The organism is Stenotrophomonas sp. YJH_SMC_37 (genome assembly GCF_059370035.1).
Genome location: NZ_JCAFTG010000006.1, coordinates 220,744 through 242,383, shown reverse-complemented (window position 1 = coordinate 242,383; position 21,640 = coordinate 220,744). Strand labels below are relative to the sequence as shown.

Here is a 21,640-nt window from a genome sequence, read left to right as displayed (position 1 = left end):
GCAACCCAGTGCCGGCGCGGGGCGGGACTCAGCCGCAGCGCACGCCGCTGATGGCGCCCTTGGCGTCCACTTCGATGTTCAGGCGGTCGCCGAGGAACTCCATCGTGGCCACATCATTGGGCTTGAGCACGCGTACCTGGCTGGCGCCTGCATCTTCCTGCGCCTGCTTGCCCAGCCCATCGGTGTAGGCTTGGCCGACCAGGCTCTGCACCTGGCTGGCATCGCAGGTGCCGACCGGCGGCGCCTCGATGGCCTTGCCGGCTTCGTCGGCCGGTGCCTTGGCGGCTTCGGCCGCCTGCTGGGCGTGGGCCGTGGCCGAATCCTGTTCATCCAGCGCCGGTGCCTGGCAGGCGGTCAAGGCCAGCACGGCCGGCAGCAGCAGGGCGGAGAGCGAACGGGCGCGAATCGGGAACGACATCATGACTCCGGAAGGGGTTGTGAAGACCCGAGCATAGCGGCGAACCGGCCCTCACGTGTTTGTCTTGTGTTATCGACAGGATCGCGGCACGGCGACCGCGACACTACTGGCATGCCGACCGCCTCCACTCCCGAACGACAGGCCGCGCGCGCGGCCGGCCTGCGCTATGTCGACGACACCCAGCCGGGCATCAGCCGGCGCCGCGCCGGAAAAGGTTTCAGTTACCGCGATGCTGATGGCCACGCGATACGCGACGCCACCACCCTGCAACGCATCCGCGCACTGGCGATTCCACCGGCCTACACCGCGGTGTGGATCTGCGCCCACGCCAACGGCCACCTGCAGGCCACAGGCCGCGATGCGCGCGGGCGCAAGCAGTACCGTTACCACCCCGACTGGGCGAAGGAGCGCGACGCCGGCAAGTTCGACCGCATCATCGCCTTTGGCGAGGCCTTGCCCACGCTGCGGCGGCGGTTGTCGCGGGATCTGAAACGGCCGGGTTTCCCTAAGGAAAAGGTGCTGGCCATGGTGGTCGCGTTGCTGGCCGACACCCTGGTGCGGGTCGGCAATGAGACCTATGCGCAGCAGAACCGGTCATTCGGACTGACCACACTGCGTAACCGTCATCTGGAGCTGCTGCGTGGCGGCCGGGTGCGCATGCGTTTCCGCGGCAAGTCCGGGCAGCTGCAGGAGGTGACCGTGGGCGACCGCAGGCTGGGGCTGCTGGTGCGGCGCCTGCAGCAGCTGCCGGGGCAGGCGTTGTTCCAGTACCGCGATGACGACGGTGCGCTGCAGCCGGTCGACTCCGGTGCGGTGAACGACTACCTGCGCGAGGTGATGGGCGAGGACTTCACTGCCAAGGATTTCCGCACCTGGGGCGGGACCGTCGCGGCGGTGCAGGCGTTTGCTGCCACCGAGCTGCCGGAACCGGCCAGCCAGCGTGCGCTGGCGCAGGCACAGCGCAGCGTGGTGTGCCAGGTGGCGGCCCGGTTGGGCAACACGCCGGCGGTGTGCCGCAAGGCCTATATCGACCCGTGCGTGTTCGTCGGCTGGGAGCGCGGTGAACTGGCCAAGCTGGCCGGCCTGCGCGGGCCGCGCCAGTGGGAGCAGGCCACCCTGCGCGTGCTGCGCAGGGCACGCCGGCTCAGCCGCAGTCGTCAGCCGCAGTAGATCGCGACGATATTGTTGGTGCGGCCCTTCTCGATGGTCAGGCGGTCGCCGCCTTCGCTGGCCGGTGGCACCCGCGGGCCGTCGTGGCGCAGGACCCGCACGTGCAGGCTGTCGCTGTCCACGCGTGCACGGGCCACAGTGGCGTCCGAGGCGGCCAGGCCCACCGCGCCGCGCACCCTGTCGCTGTGGCACTGGCCGGAAATCACGCCGTCGATCGGCTGCACCTGGGCCATCGGTGTGCTGCTGCAGGCGGCGAGGGCAAAGCAGACGGCGGCGGTGGCGATGGCATGTTTCATGGAGGCGTTCCCTGTGTGGTTGCGTGCAGGGTGCGACGGCGCACGTGGTGGCGGAATGAATGCCGTGCACATCGTGGACACGGCGCGCTCACTGCCGCCAACAGCGTGCGTAGAGAGACTGCAGGTGCGGCGCGCGCCGCCCCCCCGGTAGTGTCGGCCGCTGGCCGGCAGCCCCGTTCCCTCCCGAGGAGACCTGCATGGCCACCACCAAGAAGACACCCGCCCGCCGAAAGGCATCGCCGAAAGTGCGTAAAGGCAGCACCCCGGCCAAGGCGGTCGCCGACCCCGATCGCCCGCGAGTAGTGAAGACCGCGACCCGCAAGGCGGCCGCCAGCGATCCGCGGGCAGCACGCGTCGCGGCCCGGCAGCGGCGCCTGCAGGACCAGGAGAAGGCCAAGGACGCCCGGGCGGCCAGCAAGGCCACGAAGAAGACCGCGACCCAGGCCGGCGCACGGCGCCAGCCGGAGGCGATGCCGGCGCAGCAGCTGGCCAAGCCCGGGCATGAGCACGAACTGGAGCTGGCGCCCCGCTTCCTTGCACCCGACTACGCGGGCAGCGGCAAGCTGCAGGGCATGCGTGCGATCGTCACCGGTGGCGACTCCGGCATTGGCCGTGCGGTGGCGGTGCTGTTCGCACGCGAAGGCGCGGACGTGGCCGTGCTGCACCTGGACGAGGCCGAGGACGCGGACATCACCCGCCAGCACGTGGAGCGCGAAGGCGGCCGTTGCATCGTGATCGCCGGTGACGTGCGCGATCCGCGCTTCTGCGACAAAGCGGTGAAGCAGGTGGCCAAGGCGTTCGGCGGCATCGACATCCTGGTCAACAACGCCGCGTTCCAGCTGCACTGCGAGCGGCTGGAAGACCTGGAAGACGCGCACCTGCAGGAGACCCTGCAGACCAACATCGGCGGTTACATCCAGATGGCGCGCGCGGTGCTGCCGCATCTGGGCGAGGGCGCCAGCATCATCAACACCGGTTCGGAAACGGGCATCTTCGGCAGCAAGGCGCTGATCGACTACTCGGCCACCAAGGGCGCGATCCATGCGTTCACCAAGTCGCTGGCCAGCCAGCTGCTGCCACGTGGCATCCGGGTGAACTGCGTGGCGCCGGGGCCGGTGTGGACGCCGCTGAACCCGGCCGACAAGCAGGCCGAGGACGTCGCCCAGTTCGGCAAGGACAGCGACATGGGCCGGCCCGCACAGCCCGAGGAACTGTCGCCCGCCTATGTGTTCCTGGCCTCTCCGGCCTGTGCCAGTTACATCAGCGGGGTGATCCTGCCGGTGATGGGCGGTCCACGTGGGTGAGACGGGGCTGCCGGCCGCTGGCCGGCAGCCTCAGGGCACGGTCAGCGCAGGCGCATAGAGATCGGCAATGCGTGGAATGAACTGCTGCGGATTGGCACCGACCAGGTTGGTCAGCACCACCACCGCCACGCCGCGCTCGGGATAGACCACGAACGCCGCACGCGCACCGCCGATACCTGCCACCTGCAGGTCGGGCGATGCGCGCAGTACCGGCCAGCCCTCCGCCCACGGGCCGGCACGGCCATCCGCCAAGCGCTCTGCGCTCCACATCCGCCGCAGGGCCGCCTCCGGCAGCAGGCGGCCTTCGGTCAGCGCGGCCAGCCAGCGCGCGGTGTCGTCGGCGGTGGTGAGGATGCCGCCACCGGCCCACAGCGAAGGCGGTATGTCGTAGAACCAATGCGACAGGCGTGGCGGTGCATCGGCCGCGTCGGTGGCACGCGGGGCCAGGCTGTACATCGTCGCCGCATCCGGAATCAGGTCGTAGCTGTCGCCGAAGGTGGTGCGTGCCATGCGCGCGCTGCTGAACTGGCCGGTGGCGAGGAAACGTTCGTAGGGCATGCCGGATTGCTTCGCGATGATCCGTGCCAGAAGAACGTAGTTGGTCTGGTTGTAGGCGAAGCGCTGCCCGGGTTCGGCTTCGACCGGCTGCGCAGTGACGGCCGCCCACGCCTGCGCTTCTGAGCCAGCGCCCAACAGCCCGTTCGCATCAAGGATGTCCGGAAGGCCGGAGGTATGCGCCAGCAGCTGGTGTACGCGTACGTCTCTCCACGCTGGTGGAAGATCATCCAGGTAACGCGAGGCCGGCGCGTCCAGATCCAATCGCCCCTCCTGCGCCAGCTGCGCGGCGGCCACGCCGGTGAACGCCTTGGTGGCCGAGTTGAGCGGGAAGCGGGTGTGGCGCGAAGCAAGCACGCCGTTCTCGACGTTGGCCAGGCCGTAGGCCTCGGACAGCACGATCTGCCCGTCCTTGACCACCGCGACCTGCAGCCCGGGGATGCGCTGCTGCATCATGATCTGGCGGATCAGGCGGCGGGTCTGGTCGTTGGCATGGTCCTGGCTGGCAGAGACGGCGGTGAAGGGCAGGGCACTGATGAGCATGAGCACGACTCGGAGCATTGGACGGAACATGCGGAATTCCAGCGGGCGTTGCGGATCGGATGCGGACAGCGCGCCAAAGGTTTAAGTGCTCGGCGCCGCTACCGTTCGTCGGCCCATGACTTCCGGGGGGTTGACTACAGCTGTCGTCAAGCTGACAGTGGCGACACGTGTAGTCAAGGGAGTGGTGTCATGCGTGGCAAGACCATCGGGGACCAGGAGCTGGCCCTGCTGCAGTACATTGATGAACATGCGCCGGCCAGCGTCGGCGAGGTCGCCAGTGGGTATGGAGAGGCCCGAGGCCTGGCCCGTTCCACCGTGCTGACGATGATGGAGCGGCTGCGGGCGAAGGGGTATCTTCAGCGCCGGCAGCAGGACGGCGTCTACCGCTACCAGGCCACCCGTGGCCCGCAGAGCGTGCTGCAGGGTGCCGTGGCCCAGTTCGTCGACAACACCCTGCAGGGCTCGGTGTCGCCGTTCGTGGCCTACCTGTCGCAGCGCCAGCAGGTCAGCGACAACGAGCTGGCCGAGCTGGAAGCGCTGGTCGCCCAACTCCAATCGCGTCGCCACGAGGGCTGAGCCATGGACACCACGATGCTGATCCCGATGCTGGAACGGCTGGGCTGGACCAGCCTGCAGACCGTACTGCTGGTGGCGCTGGTGTACGGCCTGTGCCGCGTGCTGCCGTCGCTGTCGGCGGCCACCCGCTGCCGCCTGTGGTGGCTGGTCTCGCTGCAGGCCGTGCTCGGCCTGTTCTGGAGCCAGCCGTTGCAGTTGCCCTGGCTGCCGGCCCCGCAGGCGGTGGCGATGACCGCAACCGACGTGGCCGCTGACATGGTCTACCCGCTGGCCCCGGAGGCCTCGGCACAGTTGCTGGCCGCGATGCCGATGCCTGCAGCGGACGTGCCGGCAGTGGCGTGGTGGGCCGTTGCACTGGCTGCGCTGTGGGCATCCGGCGTGCTGCTGATGGCGCTGCGCACCTTGGGTGAGTGGCGCCGCTGCCGCGCACTGCTGGCTGCGGCCTATCCCTGCGAGGACGAGGCGCTGGTACAGGCGCTGCAGCTGGCCTCCGATGCGCACGGCGTGCGTCCTGCGCCGCGGTTGTGGATGAGCACGCAGGTGGACGCACCGCAGCTGGTCGGGCCGTTCCGCCCGGTGCTGCTGCTGCCGGCCGGCGACAATGCCCTGCAGGGCGATGCGCTGGACCTGGCCCTGACCCACGAACTGCAGCACCTGCAGCGGCGTGACCTGCAATGGGGCCTGCTGCCTGCACTGGCCCAGCACCTGTTCTTCTTCCACCCGCTGCTGCGCCTGTCGGTGCGTGAATATGCACAGGCGCGCGAGGAAGCGGTGGATGCAGCCGTGGTTGGCCAACATGGCGCCAGCCGCCAGGCCTATGGCCGCCTGTTGCTGCAGTTGGGCGTGGCCCCGCAGCCGCATCTGGGCGTGGCCAGCGCCGCACCGAGCACCACCAGCCTCAAGCGTCGCCTGCTTTCGCTGCAGTCGCCCCGGTCCTGCCCGCGTCTGCTGGCGGTGGCGCTGACCGCTGCGGTGGTGGTGGTGGGCGTGGCGCCGATGCGGCTGGTCGCAGCGCCGGTGCCGCCCGCCCCGCCCGCCCCTCCGGCCGCGCCGAAGGCCGTGGCGCCGCCACCGCCTAGGGCCCCGGAAGCACCGTCCGCACCGCCGGCGGCCGCGGCTGCCCCAGCGGCACCTGCCGCACCGGCAGCCCCGGCCGAACCTGCTGACGCGACCGGGCCCGACGATGCCGACGTGGCCGACGTCGACGATTCCACCGGCATGGCCGAAGACGATGAAGGCACGGTGTCGGCCGCCCGCTCCATCACCACCTACGGCCGCCTGGACCTGGGCAAGTCGCCCCGGGAGGCTTTTGTGCTGGTCGATGGTGATTCGACTTTCGCCAACGGCGGCATGGACGACGTGACGGTGGCCCGCAGGCAGCTCGGCAAGGGCCCGGCGCTGTGGTTCCGCCAGGGCGACAAGCGCTATGTGGTGCGCGACCCGATGCTGATCCAGAGCCTGCAGCGTGCCTACAGTGGTGCCGCAGAGCTGGGTCGCCAGCAGAGCGAACTGGGCCGCCAGCAGAGTGCGCTGGGTCGCCAGCAGGGCGAACTCGGCAGGCAGATGGGTGAGATGAGCCGCCTGCAGGGCGAGGAGTCGCGCCGCATCGCACTGATTGCCGCCGAGGCTGCACGCAATGCGATGGCCGCCCACGACATCAACCGTGAGGCCGCCGCGGAAGCGGCGAAGGCAGCGCGCGGTGCAACCGGCGATATGGCCGTTGCGCGTGAGGCTGCACGCGAGGCCGCTGCCGAGGCACGTCGTGCGATGCAGGAAGCCCGCAGCGAGGCCACGCCGTCCGGCCGCACCCGTGACATGCGGCGTCTGGCCAACCAGCAGTCTGAACTGGCCAGCCGCCAGGCGGCACTGGGCAGCCAGCAGGCCGCGCTGGGTGAGCGCCAGGCACGCGTGCATGCGCAGGCATCGCAGCAGGCACAGCAGGTGATCGCGCGTGCACTGGCCAGCGGCAAGGCCGAGCGCCTCTGAAACGGCGGTAGCGCCGGGCCATGCCCGGCGCTACCAGCGGAACATCAACCGCAGCTGGCGCGTTCGATGCGGTTCTGCGCATCCACCTGCACGGTCACGCGGTCCTGGCGGAAGTCCATGGTCACCGCCATGCCAGGCTTGACCACCCGTGCATTGCGCGCGCCGCTGGCGCTGACCAGCTGCTTCACGGTGGCCTCGTCGGCGGTCTTGCCGGTGAAGGGTTCAAGCTTATCGGGCTGGCACTCATGCGGGCCATCGGCCGCCGGTGGCGGCGTGGTCTCATGCGCGGTACTGCTGCCGGCATGGCTGCAGGCGGCCAAGGGCAGGATGGCGAGCAGGACCAGGGGATTGAGGCGCATCGTCGGGCTCCAGGCGTGGATGGTGGCGGCAGTGTCACCGCTGCCACCGTCAGGGCATGTCAACGCTGCCCCGTGTCATTACTGCCCGACCAGCGCCAGTGTCTCGCGCTCGCGCTGTTCCTCGCGCACCAGCCGCTGCAGCAGCAAGGCCAGCGTCACCACGTCCTGATGATTGTGATCGGCCACCCGGCGCAGGTTCACGGCGTCGCCGCCACGCAGGAAGCGCAACCATGCTCCCGGTGCCTCCGAGCCCGGCAGGTCGTCCTCGCGCACCACGCGCAGCAGCTGGCGCTCGATGGTGGACAGCCTGCAGTTCTCCCAGGTGCCGCGATAGCGGCGACGGGTGGGGTAGAGCAGGTCGACGTGGTCCAGCGCGGTGATCGGATCGCGTTGGCGCGCCAGCCGGTAGCGCGCCTTCAGCAGCGGCGCATCGTAGCTGCGGCCGTTGTAGCTGCAGAACACGGTGGAGGGCTGCAGCCAGCTGGCGAAGGTGGCCAGCATCGCTTCTTCCGCAGCCATGGTGGACATCAGCAGCTGGCGGATGCGCAGGCCTTCGCCACGCTGCGGGCACACGTACCAGTCGGCCGCGCCGATCATGAAGGCACGCGTGCCGGTGCCACCGGCCAGGCCGGTGGTCTCGGTATCGAAGAACAGCAGGTCGCGCGCAGCTACGTGCTGGTCCTCGCGCTTGGCGAAGGCCAATGACAGCGGGGCGGTAGGGATTGGTTGCGGCTGCAGCGATTCGATCAGGAACAGGCCCGGTGCGATCTGCTCGCCGGGCAGCTGACGATCCTGTGCGCTGGCGCGTGCCGGCGTGGTACTGCCGCGGGAGCGCAGGCCGAGCAGGCGATGCAGGCTGCCTACTTCCGGCCGACGCAGCGGTACGGGTGCCGGTGCGGAGGCCGCAGCGCCGGTCGGCTTGTGGCGGATTTCCTGTTCGACCCAGGCGAACACCGAACGTTCGGCCGGTGGTTGCCGCGCATCGTTGGCGGCCACGGGCGCCGGTGGCGCAGGGGGCGCGTCCGGCGCGGCCGGTGTGATCGCCTTCGGGTCGCCGGCCTGCTTCCGCAGCAGGCGCAGCTTGTCCAGGCTCAGGCTCACGGTGCCAGCAACTCCATCGGCTCGCGCGTGGTGATCACCACGTCGGGCACATGCTGGCAGGCGTCGGCATCGAACAGGTCGAGCACGCGCAGCGCCAGCGTGCGCGGCGAAGTCTCATCGTCTTCCTGCGCGGCCAGCACCGGACCCACGCAGGCCGGGCAGCCAGCCTTGCAGTCGCAGCGCTGCACCAGTTCGCGCGCGCGCTGCACCAGCTCGGCCTGGCGTTGCCACAGCGGTTCGCTGAGGCCGACACCGCCGGGGAAATTGTCGTACAGGTACACGGTGGGCACGAATTCCTGCAGCAGCTCCACTCCAGCGGGATCGCCCTCGCTGCCGCGTAGCTGGCCACGGCCACTCTGGTCGGCGATGGCGAACCAGGAACCATCGCCGTTGCCGACCGACTTCTGCAGGTCGCGCGCATCGGCCATCACCGCCACGGTGGCAACGATGTGCAGCGCGTAGGCGGCGCCGAGAAAACCATCCAGCGCATCCTGCTTGCTGGCGAACGCACGCAGCAGCAGCGCCTGAGGCAGCTGCCACCACACCGCCGTGGTGTGCAGTTCCTGGTCAGGCAGGTTCACCGGGCCGTAGCCGATGTTTTCGTGGGTGTAATAGCGGATCTTCTTGTAGCCGGCCACGCGCCGCACTACATGCACTTCGCCATGGTGCGAATCGCCACGGCCGGCCACGCCGCCGTCGAAACGGTCCAGCACCTTGAGCTTGGTGAAGTCGATGCTGTCGGTGTAGTAGTCCACGTGGGTACGGGTGACGTAGGCCTTGCGGCCCTCCCAGTCCAGCGTCTCCACCTGGTACGGGGTGGACTGCACCATGTGGATCGCCCCTTCGTACAGGGTGAGTGCGGCGGCGGAGTAATCGACCTCGGCGATGATCTGCTGGCGGCCATCGCTGCGGTCGACCACCACGAAGTTACCGTCGGCCACCGCGCGCAGGCTGACCGCATTGGCGGGATAACTGTCGGCAATCCATTCCCAGCGCTCGCCTTCGCGGTGGATCACTTCGGTCTCTGCCAGCGCTTCCAGGAATACCTCCGGATCGATCGGGCCGAAGCCATCGCCGACCCGGAACGGCAGCTCGAAGGCCGCGCACCGGATATGGTCGAACAGGATCAGCGGCTGGTCCGGCGCGATACGCGCGTGCTCGGGCGAGGCCTCGGCGAAGAAATCCGGATGTCGCACCACGTACTGGTCCAGCGGCTGCGAACTGGCCACCATCACCCCCAGCGCGGGCTGCTGGCGGCGACCGGCACGGCCAAAGCGCTGCCAGGTGGCGGCCACGCTGCCGGGGTAACCATTGAGGATGACCACGTCCAGGCTGCCGATATCCACGCCCAGTTCCAGCGCCGACGTGCTGACGATGCCGTCGATGTTGCCGGCACGCATCGCGCGCTCGGTCTCGCGCCGCTCGGTGGGCAGGTAGCCACCGCGGTAGGCGCGGATGCGCGGCGGTTTGCGCGGGTCGTGGTCGAAGATGTCCTTCAGGTACTTGGTCAGCACTTCGACCATCAACCGGGTCTGCGCGAACACCAGGGTCTTCAGCCCGGACTTGATCGCGATGCGCGCGATGCGGTTGCTCTGCGACCGCGCCGAGGCGCGCAGGCCCAGGTCCGGATTGATCACCGGCGGGTTCCACAGCAGCACCTGTTTCGGCCCGCTGGGCGCGCCGGATTCGGTGATGGCGGTGACCGGCGCCTCGATCAGCGCCTCGGCATGTGCCTGCGGGTTGCCGATGGTGGCCGAGCACAGGATGAACTGCGGTTGCACGCCATAGAACGCGCAGATGCGCTTGAGCCGGCGCAGCACGTTGGTGACGTGGCTGCCGAACACGCCGCGGTAGGTGTGTACTTCGTCGATGACGATGTAGCGCAGGTTCTCGAAGAACTGCGCCCACTTGGTGTGATGCGGCAGGATCGCCTGGTGCAGCATGTCCGGATTGGACACCACGATGTCGCCATGCAGGCGGATCGCCTGGCGCGCATCACCCGGGGTATCGCCATCGAAGGTGAAGGCCTTGACGCCCAGATCGCCAGCACGGTTGAGTTCCAGCAGCTCGGCCACCTGGTCCTGTGCCAGCGCCTTGGTCGGGAACAGGTACAGCGCCTTGGCCTTGTCCTGCATCGCCGCGCTGACCACGGGCAGGGTGTAGCACAGCGACTTGCCGCTGGCGGTGGGGGTGACGATGGCCACGTGCTCACCACGCTGGCTGGCCTCCCAGGCCTCGGCCTGGTGGCTGTAGAGCTGCTCGATGCCGCGTGCCTTCAGGGCCGCGGCCAGGGCCGGCGGTACCGCATCGGGAATGGGGGCATAGCGGCCCTCGCGGCCGGGAATGGCAAAGCTGCCGGTGATGCGGTCCTGGTAGCGGCGCTGCAGGCGCGCGCTGAGCAGGGCGCCGTCACGGGCAGGCAGGCCATCGCGGGTGGCGAGCTTCTGCTCGGCATCGGCGGTGCGCTTGGCGAGTTCGTAAGCCATGGAAGAGGAAGCGGGGACGGATTGCGAGGGGTCACATGGCACCACATCCACGTCTCAGGATGTGAGACATCGCGCGCGAAGGGCGTGAACCGTTCATTGCCACGGACGGGTCCGGACGCTGCGCGATGTCCGCGTCAAGCGCCTCATTGCGGCGGAGGAACTGCACCATGCAGACCACAAACCGCATCGCGTGCCAGCCCAACGCCAGCAATGCCGCCGCCCGCCACCCAGACGCAAGCGGCCAGCCCAGCTCCAGGTGCTGCGACAACGGCGGCCGACGCGGCAGGCGTATGGAGGGAGCTGTCATCAGCGAGGCCTTACCGGGAAAACCGCAGGATGCCGTCCCCATCCCCCGGCGGGAATGAAGTTCGTTGCAAACTTCGGCGCCCAGGCCGCGCAGCGATGATGCGTGACACACCCTGAATGCCCCCGCCGATGCCAACGAAATCTGAAGCCCGCATCCGTATCCTTGTTCACTGGACGCAACCAACAGGGTGGATGGCTGTGGCACGACCGGGAACGCAGGGAGCACTGCTGGCCAGCCTGTTGCTGGCGGGCGTCGCGCAGGCGCAGCAGGCAGCGCCGGTAGCGGTGTCCGATCCTGTGCCCGCTCCCCCTGTTGATGCCCCGGCAGCACCTGCCGCGCCGATCTCCACCACCCTGCCGCAGGACAATGTCACCACACTCGGCGAAGTGCGTGCGCTCAAGCCCGATGACGAGCCGGTGGACCTGTACCGCTTCAAGAACCCGGTGAAGTTCGGCGACAACCGCTTCAGCCGTGACTGGAGCGAGCCGCCGTCGCCGGAGCAGGTCAGCATGGGCGGTGGCTACATCATGATGGGCGTGGTCAAGGGTGTGATGGCGGCAGCCAAAGGCATCAACAAACTCACCGGCGGGCCGGACCAGATCCAGGCGGCCGTGGCGCGGCCACCGCCAGAGCTCAGCGCCGAACAGCAGCAGCGCGCGCTGCGGTTCTCACAGGAGCAGGATGCCGGCGACACAGCGCCAGTGAAGTAGGCCGGTATATGCTGCTGGCCCCCCACCGGTAATGCTGTCATGTCCCTGCGTTCGTTCTGCCTGCTGGCCGCGTTGCTGCCGGCCTCCGCCTTCGCGTCCGATATCGCCGATGGCGGCGCCTGCCGCAATGGCGCATTCCCCTCCGAACAGAGCCGGTTCGCGCTGGCGCGGGTGGTCGATGTACCGCGCCTGTACCTGCTCGGCGACATGGATGGCTGCCCCGCCAAGGGCGAACCGGCCTGCCGCCAGCGCAGCTATGTGGTCAACGGCGATACGGTGGTGACCGGTCGCGACCTGGGCCGTTACCGCTGCGCGTTCTTCCCGAACAAGGTGGGCGGCAGCGCCGGCTGGGTCGACCGCAGCAAGCTGCAACCGTTGCCGGTAGCCGTGCCCACGCTGCAGGACTGGGCGGGCAACTGGAAGGACGGCGACAACGGCCTGCGCATCACCGTGCAGGGTGGGCAACTGCATGTGGAAGGGGACGCCTACTGGCCCTCCGCCAACCCCACGCCGGAGCAGCGCCCGTATGGGCCGAACTTGGGCCAGGTGGAAGCGCGTGCCATACCGCAGGGTGCCGATGTCGAGTTCGCCGAGGACACGTGCCGGGTTCGCGTGCACTCACTGGGTGAGGTGCTGATCGTGGCCGACAACAGCGAATGCGGTGGCATGAACGTGCGTTTCAACGGTGTGTACCGGCGCGCCGGAAAACGTTGAAGGGCGCATGAGGATTGGGGCCAGTAGATCCACGCCACGCGTGGGTGCTGCCCGCGATTCAATCGATGCGGTCAGCGCCGCCGCTCCAGCCACCACAGCAGCGAGGCGCACAGCACGAACGCCAGCCACCACGGCCAGCGCGAGCCCGGCACGGGTTGCACCACCGACGCGTCTGCCAGCGTGCTGGCAGCCAACGCCCGCGTGGTCGCATCGATCATCACCTGTCGATGCAGCGTCGGTGCATCCTTCGGGTCGAACACGTAGCGCCAGACAACGCTGTCGCCATGCTGCAGGCGTTGCCAGCCTGCCTCACGGGGCCACCAGCCGGCGCAGCGCAGCGCCGATGTCGCGCCATCGACAATCAGGGGTACAGCGTCACCACGTTTGTTGAAGACCTGCAGCGGCGCTTGCACGCCACACAGCGCCTTCCGTTCGCCTGCCCAGCTGATCGGCTGCGGTGACCACAGCGCATCATCGCTGTCCTGTGCGCGCGCCAGCGTGGCCACCACGCTGCTCCAGAGTTCGCCATGGCGGTCATCGCGCCCGGCCAGCACCCAGCGCCAGCTGTCGGTCAGCGGCAGCAGGCCGATGCGGCCCCTGCCAACCACGCGCCAGCCACCGATGGCGTTGCCAGCTCGATCGTGCAGCAGTGCGCTGCCGCCCGGCGCCTGCAACGCCAGTGCTTCCAGCGAAGGCAGCGCGGCACTGTGCGAGCTGCGGTCGGCCTCTTCGCCGTAGCCGGTGGGCAATGTGCCGGCGGCGAGCGGGCCACGGCGTGCGGCGAGGATCGCGCCTTCGCCATCGGCGGGAAGTTCGAGGGTGCGGCTGCTGCCATCGCCCTGCACGGGCAGGCCCAGATCGCGGAGGCGCTGGCGCGCACTGGCCGAAGGTGCGCCCGCACTGCGTACCAGCACGCCCAGTCCATCGCGCAGTGCCTGGCGCACGGTGGCCAGCTGGCCTGCACTCAATGCCGCGAGGCTGCGCTCGTCCAGCAGCAGCAGATCGCTGCGCGTGAGCGATGCTGCATCAATCGCCACCGCGCCATCGCCGATGCTGAGTCCGGCCCCGGTATCCGCCTGCACCTGCACACGGATGCCGGCATCGGCCGCCCAGCGGCGCAGGTACTTCAGCTCTGGGCCCGGCGCACTGGCGCGCACCAGCAGGCGCAGCGGTGCGGCCGGCAGGGTCTGCTGCGGCACCGGGACGCTGTCCACCACATGGCCGTCGGCATCGAGCAGGCGCAGCTTGAACACGCTGCGGCCTTCGGCGCGGGCGATGCCGCTCAGCTGCACGCGGCCGTCGTCGGCAACGTCCGTGCGATCGACCACGCTGCCGGCCGGGTCGAGCAGTTCTGCTTTGGCCTTTGCCGCGCCACGCGCCTGGGCCAGTACTTCGAAGCGTGCACCGGGGGCCACATCGGCCGGTGCTTGCAGCGCGATCCAGCCGCGCGGCTCCGGTGCGGCCTGCCAACGTACATCCGACGGCAGCACCGTGTCGCGGTCACGTGCGGCCAGGCCTGCACCGACCAGCGTCAGCGTGGCGGCCGGATGCTGGCGCAGCGCGGTGGCCAGGTCGGGAACGCGCTGTGCGCCGGGCACATCGGCAGCTTCGGGCAACAGCAACAGCGGGCCTTCGCTGGCCGGGGGTGCGCCGGCCTTGCCGGCATCGACGCCAAGCACGACCAGCCCGCCTGCGGGCTGCTGGCGGGTGGGCGGCATCAGGCAGAAGTACAGCAGCGTGGCGACGATGACCTGCAGTGCGATCACGCTCCACCGGCGGCCAGGGTGCGTTGTGCTTCCACGCAACTGGCGCACGCTGGCGATGACCACGACCAGAGTGAGTGCCAGCGCAATCCACAGGTTCAGGCTGGTGGCGGTCATGGCTGCGCCTCCAGCGCATCGAGGTAGCGCTGGCCCATCGCATCGGCCGCACTGCGCCGCATCGCCTGCGGCATTGGACGCTGCAGCGCGCGCCACAGCTGCGCACGCAGGCGCTGGCGACAGTCGATGCAGTCGGGCTCGATGCGCAGCTGCTCGATGGCCGCAGCCAGATCCAATGCATCGGGCAGGTAGGCCGCGTTGCGCTGCTGCCAGGCCGCGAGCGCATCGAGATCCGGTGCGCCGTTGTCATCACCGAGGCGCTGCCAGGCTTCAACGATGGCCGGATCGGGCGGGGTGCGCGCGGCCAATGGCAGTTCGCGACTGGCCAGTCCGGCGCGATCACCGCCCAGCCGGCGGCTTTCATCGATGGGTGGCAGCTCCGGCCCGACCCGGGCCAGGTAGATGCGCTCGGCCTGCTGCACCTGCTTGATGAAGCCCAGCGCCTTGTAGGCAAATGGCAGCGCCTGCTGCGGGCGGCCCTGGCGCAGCTCACCTTCGGCCGACCACATCTGGTCAAGCGCGGCCTTCAACGTGGCGCGGGTCTGCGGATCGAGCAGGGTCGCCGCCTCGGCGTGGTCGTGGGTGTGGCCATACTCGGAGAGCACGTCGGTGTCGCTGCCGAACACCGGTGGCGTATCGGCATTGGCCGGCTTGCCGCCGTGATCATGGTCATGCGCGTCGTGCGCGCCGGCCTCGGCGCCATGGTCGTGATCGTCGTCGTGGTCGCCGGCGGACGGCGTATCGCTGGTGGGCAGGTCGCTGGTCGGCGGTGGCTTCGGTGCACCTTCGCTTTCCTCGCCCAGGAACTGGCCGTAGCGCAGGCGCAGGATGCGCTGGTCGACACCGATCGCATCGCTGCGCTTCACGAAGTCCTCGTCGGCCAGGCTGCGTCGCTGCCGGATCAGGGCTTCGGCATCGATGATGATCTGCCGCTGGCTGCGGAAGTACGCAGGCAGGGTCTTCTTGATGCGGCCTTCGAGCTCCGCACCGAGCGCGACTTCGGCGCTGGGTAGGCGCAGGATCACGCTGCTGCTGCGCCCGGTCTGCGGCGTGGGTGCATGGTTGTCGCGCACTTCCAACTGGGCGATCACATCGTTGCCGGGCTGCGCGCCCAGCGCAGCCAGATCCAGGGTATGGGCGAAACGTCGCGCGGTGGCTTCGCCGCTGCCGGCAAGCGTGATGCCGCGCTTCACGAAGGTGATGTTCTCCCCGCTGCCCTGGGTGGTGGTGATCGACAGCGTTGCCTGCGCCGCGACACCGTAATCGTCGTTGGCTTCGAAGCGCAGTGCCCACTGTCGTTGCCCCGGCGTGCCCAGCACCAGGCTGGCCGTGGGCTCCAGTACGCGCACGCTGGGTGCACGGTCGGCCACCACATCCAGCCGATGCAGGCGGGTCTCTGCCAGTGCCGGTTCGCTCACCACGCGGTACAGCACCGGCGCGCGTGCCACATCCTGCGCCTGCCACTGTCCTTCGTGCTCGCTCAGCGGCAACCTGCGACCATCGTGGAACTGCAGCCATGCCTTGTCCGGTGCGCGGTCGAAGCGCAGCGACCAGGACAGTCGGCTGTCGGCGGCGACCTTGGCGTCCAGCGCATTCTGGGTAAGCGTGGCCTGGCCGGTATAGGCCGGTGCGTCGATGCGCAGGCGGGCGGACTGCAGGCGTAGCGGGCCTGCGGCGGCCGTGCTGCCCGGCGCTGAGGTGCGGACTGGCGCGGAACCGGGGTTCGAACGTGGCCAGCCGACTGCCAGCACAACAATGGCCAGGCCTGCGATCCAGCACAGCGCCAATGCCCCAGGCGGCCAGTGTGGACGCAGCTCCGGCATCGCGCGTTCCAGCGTGGCCAGCACATGCGCACGCTGGCGCTGCTGCAGCGGATTGAGCGTGGCGGCATCGGCGAACAGCAGATCGGCACTGTCCTCGCTGGCACCGCTGCCATCAAGGTGGCGTTGCAGCCACTGCCGGTCCAGTTGGCGGGCATGCGCAGTGGCGAAGCCCGCACACGCGACCAGGCTGATCGTACCGACGACGCAGGCGATATCGAAACCTGCCAGACGCAGGGCCAGCCCCGCCGCAGCCAGCGCCCATGGCAGGCCCAGCAGCAGGGTGATGAGCGCACGGCGCCGGCGCGCACGTTGCCAGGCGTGCTGCAAGGTATTCATGCGGCCACCCTGCGGCGGGCGCTGCTGGCCATCCAGCGTTCCAGGGCGAACAGCAGCACGATAGCCAGCAACAGCCAAGGCGTCGGCTCACGCAGCGGTGGTGTTGCAGCAGGCAATGCGGCCCGCTGCGGTGCCTGGTCACGTGCATCGCCCAGGCGCGGAGCCGTGGGTGGCTGCAGCGCCAGCAGCAGGGCACGCGGCAAGTTCGGATCGCGCAGCGCGGCGTTGCTCGTGGTATTCCAGTCGCCCGGCAGCGCCAGCAGATAGCCGTGGCCGACGCGTTGTTGCCACAGCAGCGGTGCGCCCTCCGCGTCGCGCAGCAGGATGCGGGCGTCGGCAGCGGGCATGCCGGCGGTGATGACACGACCGCCGTCGCGCAGCCACGCCTGCCAGTTCGCCGGCAGTGCATCGCTGCGGCTCCACACGCCGATCTCGCCGCGTTCGGGCAGGGCATCCACCGACAGCGGAGCGAGCGTTGCCTGCACGCCCCACGCGCGCCGCAGTGCGTTCAACCAGTGCTGGGCAGTGGCGGATGCCTCGCCGTGCGCGCGCAGCTGCGGCAATGCCGCTGCAGTCTGCGGCGGTGTGACCGGCATCGGCTGCGTGTGCCATTGCACGTCGCGCGACAGCTGCAGGCGGGCGCCATCTAGGCCGGGCAGGGGATCGGGAACGTGCACGGTCAACGCGGTGCCCGCAGGCAGCTGTGCGTCCAGTTCGCGCAACAGGCTGGGCAGGGATGCGCTGGATGCCGGTGGTGCCTGATCGATGGCGGGGAAGCCAGGTGCCAGCCAGTGCCAGTTGCCATCCTCGGCCGCTCCACGCAGTGCCGTAGCATCCAGGCCCGGCGCTACCACGGTCCATGCAGCGGGGGGCGCTGCCGGGCCCGTCAGCGCGGGCCGCGCCAGCAGCAGCGCCAAGGCTGCCAGTAGCAACAGCCGCACCAGCAGCAACGGCCAGTCATCGAAGCGGATGCGCTGGCGCGGCCGTATCTGTGCACGCAGCCAGCGCAGCGCGGCGAAATCCAGTGGCGTATACGGATGGCGGCGGGCCAGGTGGATCAGCAGCGGCAGCAGCCCTGCGGCGAGAGCGGCCAGGCCGAGCGGGAACAGCAGGGTCATGCAGCGCCCCCACGGCCGAACAGCGCTTGCAGCGGCTGGTCCAACGGTTGGTCGAGCCAGCCGGTGGCACTGGCGATGCCGCTGGCCTGCAGGCGCGCACGTAATGCGCTGCTTGCGTCAGCGAAGCGCTGCAGGTAATCGGCGCGGATCGCCGCGCCGTCGCCCAGCAGTTCCTCGCCGGTTTCCGGGTCGCGGAAGCGGTGGCCGGCGTCGAACGGGAAGTCGCGCTCGTCGGCGGTCAGGATCTGCAGCAGTGCCACTTCGCGGCGTGCGCTGGCCAGCTGTTCCAGCAGCACAATGCCGGCCTCGTCAAAACCGTCGCCGATCGCCAGCAGCAGGTCGCCCGGGCGCACGCGTTCCCACAGCGGCCGAAGGCGATCGGCCGCAGGCCAGGCGCCGCGCGCCTGCAAGGCATGCAGTTGCAGATGCACGCGATCACGCTGGCGTGCGCCGTTCGCCGCGGGAACCAGCCGCAGGCCATCGCCATTGATCGCCAGCAGGCCGAAACGGTCGCCCTGCTGCAGGGCCAGTTCGACCAGGCATGCGGCCACGCCGCACATGTGGTCCAGGCGCGTGCGTTGCGGCACCGCGCGATCGGCCTGGCCGGCCGAGGCGGTGGCATCGAGCAACAGCCAGACCGTGATCGGGCTTTCGCGTTCGGATTCGCGCACGAAAAAGCGGTCCGAGCGCGCGTACAGCTTCCAGTCGATCTGGCGCAGTTCGTCCCCGGGCTCGTAGGCTCGGTACTGAGCGAATTCGAGACCGGCACCGCGGCTGCGGCTGGCGTGCTGGCCGATGCCGCTCGCCCCGCTGGCCAGGCGCGGCCGCAACCGCAGCAGGCGCAGGCGCGCACGCAAGTCCGGTGGCAAGGTCAGCGGGGTACCGGCGTTCACGCGTGGCTCAACCCGGGAACGGCACGGCCTGCAGCAGGGCGGCGACCACGTCGTCGGCACGCTTCTGCTCGGCTTCGGCGGCGAACGACAGCAGCAGGCGATGGCGCATCACCGGTGCGGCCAGTACCTGCACGTCCTCGCGGGTGGCGGCGAAGCGGCCCTGCAGCAGTGCGCGCGCTTTTGCCGCGAGCACCAGCGACTGGCCGGCGCGCGGACCGGCGCCCCACTTCACCCACTGGTTGATCGCTGCCGGTGCGCCTTCGCCCGGCCGGCTGGCACGCACCAGGCGGGTGATCCAGGCCAGCACATCGGGGCTGACATGCACCTGGCGCACGGCCGCCTGCAGTGCGGTCACCGCTTCGGCATCCATCACCTTCGGCACCGCGTCGGTGGTACCGCCGGTGGTCTGTTCCAGGATCTGCCGCTCCTCGTCTTCGCTGGGGTAATCCACCAGCACGTGCAGCAGAAAGCGGTCCAGCTGTGCCTCCGGCAGCGGGTAGGTGCCGGCCTGCTCGATCGGGTTCTGCGTGGCCAGCACGAAGAACGGCGCGGGCAGCGCGTAGGTGGTGCCGGCGTAGCTGACCGTGCGCTCCTGCATCGCTTCCAGCAGTGCGGCCTGGGTCTTGGGCGGGGTACGGTTGAGTTCGTCGGCCAGCAGCAGGTGGGTGAAGATCGGGCCCTGCTGGAAGCGGAAATGGCGATGGCCGGTGCCGTGGTCTTCTTCCAGCAGCTCGGTGCCGAGGATGTCGCTGGGCATCAGGTCGGGGGTGAACTGCACGCGCCGGAACTGCAGCTCCAGCGCCTGCCCGAGCGAGCGCACCAGCAGGGTCTTGCCGAGCCCGGGCGCGCCTTCCAGCAGGCAGTGGCCGCCGGCCAGCAGGCCGATCAGCAGCTGCTCGACCACGGTGTTCTGGCCCACCACTGCGCGTGCAAGCGCGGCGCGCAGCGCATCCAGGCGCGGCAGCAGGGAATCGAGGTCGGGGGAGGTCATGGGCGTGCAGGTCCTATCAGTTGTTCAACGCGTACATCACGATGTTGACGCCGAAGCGGGTGTTGTCTTCGGCCAGGAAACGCTTGTTGCGCCAGTCGTAGTCCCACTCGCAGCCGTAGTCCTTGTTGCTGTAGAGCAGCCCCAGGCGGCCATCGACCTCGATGCCCTTCAGGTAGTCGTGCACCAGGTCGTCGCCCCAGCCGTTGAGTTCGAAACTGGTGGCGGGCGGGCCGTCGGGGAAGCGGAAGAAGCTGCGGTACAGCGGGTGGCTGTTGGGCAGCTTCTGCAGTGCCTTCGGGCCGAACAGGCGACCCATCTGCGCCTCGAACGAGGTGGCGAACAGGCCATCGATGTCGTGGTTGCAGTCGTCCACGAAGACGAAGCCGCCATTGCGCACATAGCGCACGAAGTTCTGCCGCTCGGCGGCATTGAACTCCACCAGCGTGTGGCCGGCCAGGTAGCAGAACGGCGCTTCCAGCATGCGCGGGTCGGCCAGTGCCACCACGTGCTCCTGCGGGTCCACGCGCAGCGAGGTGTAGTCGATCAGCGAGGTGATCAGGTTGGACGGCATGCGCGCGTCCACGTCCCAGTCACCGGAGTCGTACTGCAGGCGGGTGAACCAGAAGTCGTAGCGCGAACTGCGCGGGCCTGCCTGTGCCCAGGCCGGCAGCGCCGCCGCCGAAGCGGCAGCAGCCAACCAGCGCAGGCAGGCCCGGCGATCCATCAGACCGCGTCGGACAGCGAGGTGAAGGTGAAATCGCGCAGCTTCATTGGCGGGATCATCATCACGAAGCTGGATTCATCACCGGCCACGCGCACCGGCCTGCCCAGCTCTTCGATGTTGTTGAGCATGATCACCGGCGATTCGTTGAAGCGGAAGTTCTTCACCGGATGCTTGATCTGGCCGTTCTCGATGTAGAAGGTACCGTCGCGGGTCAGGCCGGTCAGCAGCACGGTCTGCGGATCGACCATGCGGATGTACCACGTGCGGGTGACCAGGATACCCTTCTGGGTGCCGCGTACCAGCTCGGCGGTGCTCTTGTCGCCACCACTCATCAGCAGGTTGCCCGGCGAGGCCTTGGCGGTCTTGCCCTGCTTCTGCGCCCAGAAACGCGAGTAGTCCAGGTTGGCGATCCTGCCGTTCTCGATGATCGCCATGCGTTCGCGCGGCAGGCCTTCGTTGTCCCACGGCAGCACCGGCGCCTCCGGATGCCACGGGTCGGCGATCATGGTCACGCGCGGGTCGTAGACCTGCTCGCCCAGCTTGTTGCCGCCACCCTTTTTTGACAGGAAGCTGCGGCCTTCATCGGCCGAGCGTGCGCTGAAGAAGTTCATCATGAAGCTGATCAGGCCTGCCGCTGCGGCCGGCTCCAGGATCACCGTGTACTTGCCCGGTTCCAGCGCCTTGGCTTCGGCCGATTCGGTGGCCTTGCGCATGGCGATGCGGATGTCCTGGTCGGCCTTGAAGTCGGCGGCATCCTTCAGGTTGCGGCCGACCCAACCCGAACCGCGGCCATCTTCGGTACGCACGGTGCAGGTGTAATCGAAGTTGGTGGTGCGCTGGTAGGCGAAGTTGCCGTTGCTGTTGGCGGTCGCCTGGAAGCCCTGGCCGTCCTCGAGGAAGCCGGCGGCAATGAGCCCGTTGCCACGGCACGGGGCGATCGAATCGGCGGCAACCTTCGCGCGGAAGGCCGGATCGATCGCGGCGGTGGATTCGCTGAAGGTCGGGCTGGGACGGTAGCTCTGCTTGCCGATGGCCGGCATGAACTCCGGGTTCTCCGGGGCCAGGCGCGCCAGGTCTTCAGCACGGCGCACCACGCGTTCCAGCGCGGCGTCGTCGAACTCGTTGATCGAGGCGGTGCCGACGCGCTTGCCGAAGGCGACGGTGACCGCCAGCTCGGTGTTGTCGACGATGCCGCTGGTGGAGACATTGTTCAGCGCGAAACGGATGTTGCCGCTGATCGCGCCGGACAGCACGGCGGTGCACTCGTCGGCCTTGGACAGGGCGATGACCTTGTCGAGGATGGCCTTGGCCTGGGCTTCGGTGAAGATACTCATGGTGTAAGGGCTCCTG

General features: G+C 69.1%; 19 protein-coding genes. 6 read left to right on the top strand and 13 right to left on the bottom strand.

The window, feature by feature from the left end; all coding sequences use genetic code 11:
• Window positions 1-28: 28 nt before the first annotated feature.
• On the bottom strand, window positions 29-418 hold the full coding sequence (locus tag AC5P8J_RS11220) for an I78 family peptidase inhibitor (RefSeq protein ID WP_026347258.1): 390 nt from the start codon (window positions 416-418) through the stop codon (window positions 29-31).
• A 111-nt stretch (window positions 419-529) separates the two neighbouring features.
• Between AC5P8J_RS11220 and AC5P8J_RS11215 the strand changes: the two genes are divergently transcribed.
• Entirely contained in the window at window positions 530-1,588 is a 1,059-nt protein-coding gene (locus tag AC5P8J_RS11215) for a DNA topoisomerase IB (RefSeq protein WP_019661973.1), read from the top strand.
• Here AC5P8J_RS11215 and AC5P8J_RS11210 read toward each other — a convergent pair.
• Window positions 1,576-1,884, bottom strand: coding sequence for a putative periplasmic lipoprotein (locus tag AC5P8J_RS11210; RefSeq protein WP_019661972.1), 309 nt, complete (start codon window positions 1,882-1,884; stop codon window positions 1,576-1,578). The genes AC5P8J_RS11215 and AC5P8J_RS11210 overlap by 13 nt on opposite strands.
• Window positions 1,885-2,081: 197 nt before the next feature.
• Between AC5P8J_RS11210 and AC5P8J_RS11205 the strand changes: the two genes are divergently transcribed.
• Window positions 2,082-3,188: an SDR family oxidoreductase gene (locus AC5P8J_RS11205; RefSeq protein WP_134732406.1), complete on the top strand. Its 1,107-nt coding sequence runs from the start codon at window positions 2,082-2,084 to the stop codon at window positions 3,186-3,188.
• A gap of 30 nt (window positions 3,189-3,218) precedes the next feature.
• On the opposite strand, the gene AC5P8J_RS11200 is transcribed toward AC5P8J_RS11205, so the two are convergent.
• Window positions 3,219-4,286 carry a serine hydrolase gene (locus AC5P8J_RS11200; RefSeq protein WP_134735941.1) on the bottom strand — a complete coding sequence of 356 codons (1,068 nt, stop codon included), beginning with the start codon at window positions 4,284-4,286 and terminating at the stop codon, window positions 3,219-3,221.
• A 189-nt stretch (window positions 4,287-4,475) separates the two neighbouring features.
• Between AC5P8J_RS11200 and AC5P8J_RS11195 the strand changes: the two genes are divergently transcribed.
• Window positions 4,476-4,862, top strand: a complete 387-nt coding sequence (locus AC5P8J_RS11195; RefSeq protein WP_019661969.1) for a BlaI/MecI/CopY family transcriptional regulator — start codon at window positions 4,476-4,478, stop codon at window positions 4,860-4,862.
• 3 nt (window positions 4,863-4,865) lie between these two features.
• On the top strand, window positions 4,866-6,848 hold the full coding sequence (locus AC5P8J_RS11190; RefSeq protein WP_478436135.1) for a M56 family metallopeptidase: 1,983 nt from the start codon (window positions 4,866-4,868) through the stop codon (window positions 6,846-6,848).
• Window positions 6,849-6,892: 44 nt separating this feature from the next.
• Here the strand turns inward: AC5P8J_RS11190 and AC5P8J_RS11185 are convergent, their stop codons facing one another.
• The 3 genes from AC5P8J_RS11185 to AC5P8J_RS11175 all read right to left on the bottom strand — a co-directional run bounded on the left by AC5P8J_RS11185 (window position 6,893) and on the right by AC5P8J_RS11175 (window position 10,794).
• The gene (locus AC5P8J_RS11185) at window positions 6,893-7,207 is read right to left on the bottom strand and encodes an I78 family peptidase inhibitor (protein WP_019661967.1); all 315 of its coding nucleotides are present in this window, start codon (window positions 7,205-7,207) and stop codon (window positions 6,893-6,895) included.
• Between the two features lie 78 nt (window positions 7,208-7,285).
• Window positions 7,286-8,308 carry a ribonuclease H-like domain-containing protein gene (locus tag AC5P8J_RS11180; protein ID WP_346473770.1) on the bottom strand — a complete coding sequence of 341 codons (1,023 nt, stop codon included), beginning with the start codon at window positions 8,306-8,308 and terminating at the stop codon, window positions 7,286-7,288.
• On the bottom strand, window positions 8,305-10,794 hold the full coding sequence (locus AC5P8J_RS11175) for a DEAD/DEAH box helicase (RefSeq protein ID WP_058983247.1): 2,490 nt from the start codon (window positions 10,792-10,794) through the stop codon (window positions 8,305-8,307). Before AC5P8J_RS11175 ends, AC5P8J_RS11180 begins: the two co-directional genes overlap by 4 nt.
• Window positions 10,795-11,292: 498 nt before the next feature.
• Between AC5P8J_RS11175 and AC5P8J_RS11170 the strand changes: the two genes are divergently transcribed.
• The gene (locus AC5P8J_RS11170; protein ID WP_111098117.1) at window positions 11,293-11,811 is read left to right on the top strand and encodes a hypothetical protein; all 519 of its coding nucleotides are present in this window, start codon (window positions 11,293-11,295) and stop codon (window positions 11,809-11,811) included.
• Between the two features lie 39 nt (window positions 11,812-11,850).
• Window positions 11,851-12,525: a hypothetical protein gene (locus AC5P8J_RS11165; RefSeq protein ID WP_111103581.1), complete on the top strand. Its 675-nt coding sequence runs from the start codon at window positions 11,851-11,853 to the stop codon at window positions 12,523-12,525.
• A gap of 71 nt (window positions 12,526-12,596) precedes the next feature.
• On the opposite strand, the gene AC5P8J_RS11160 is transcribed toward AC5P8J_RS11165, so the two are convergent.
• From AC5P8J_RS11160 to AC5P8J_RS11130, 7 genes are read right to left on the bottom strand one after another with little or no spacing between them, the layout of a single operon-like run.
• Window positions 12,597-14,405, bottom strand: coding sequence for a hypothetical protein (locus AC5P8J_RS11160; RefSeq protein WP_346469886.1), 1,809 nt, complete (start codon window positions 14,403-14,405; stop codon window positions 12,597-12,599).
• On the bottom strand, window positions 14,402-16,564 hold the full coding sequence (locus AC5P8J_RS11155) for a hypothetical protein (protein ID WP_495216785.1): 2,163 nt from the start codon (window positions 16,562-16,564) through the stop codon (window positions 14,402-14,404). Before AC5P8J_RS11155 ends, AC5P8J_RS11160 begins: the two co-directional genes overlap by 4 nt.
• Window positions 16,561-17,682 carry a BatA domain-containing protein gene (locus AC5P8J_RS11150; RefSeq protein ID WP_134729788.1) on the bottom strand — a complete coding sequence of 374 codons (1,122 nt, stop codon included), beginning with the start codon at window positions 17,680-17,682 and terminating at the stop codon, window positions 16,561-16,563. Before AC5P8J_RS11150 ends, AC5P8J_RS11155 begins: the two co-directional genes overlap by 4 nt.
• On the bottom strand, window positions 17,679-18,575 hold the full coding sequence (locus tag AC5P8J_RS11145; protein WP_134729786.1) for a DUF58 domain-containing protein: 897 nt from the start codon (window positions 18,573-18,575) through the stop codon (window positions 17,679-17,681). The genes AC5P8J_RS11150 and AC5P8J_RS11145 overlap by 4 nt, the downstream gene beginning before the upstream one ends.
• Before the next feature lie 7 nt (window positions 18,576-18,582).
• Window positions 18,583-19,566: an AAA family ATPase gene (locus tag AC5P8J_RS11140; RefSeq protein WP_019661957.1), complete on the bottom strand. Its 984-nt coding sequence runs from the start codon at window positions 19,564-19,566 to the stop codon at window positions 18,583-18,585.
• A gap of 16 nt (window positions 19,567-19,582) precedes the next feature.
• Entirely contained in the window at window positions 19,583-20,290 is a 708-nt protein-coding gene (locus tag AC5P8J_RS11135) for a DUF4159 domain-containing protein (protein ID WP_019661956.1), read from the bottom strand.
• Entirely contained in the window at window positions 20,290-21,624 is a 1,335-nt protein-coding gene (locus tag AC5P8J_RS11130) for a TldD/PmbA family protein (RefSeq protein ID WP_019661955.1), read from the bottom strand. Before AC5P8J_RS11130 ends, AC5P8J_RS11135 begins: the two co-directional genes overlap by 1 nt.
• Window positions 21,625-21,640 lie beyond the last annotated feature (16 nt).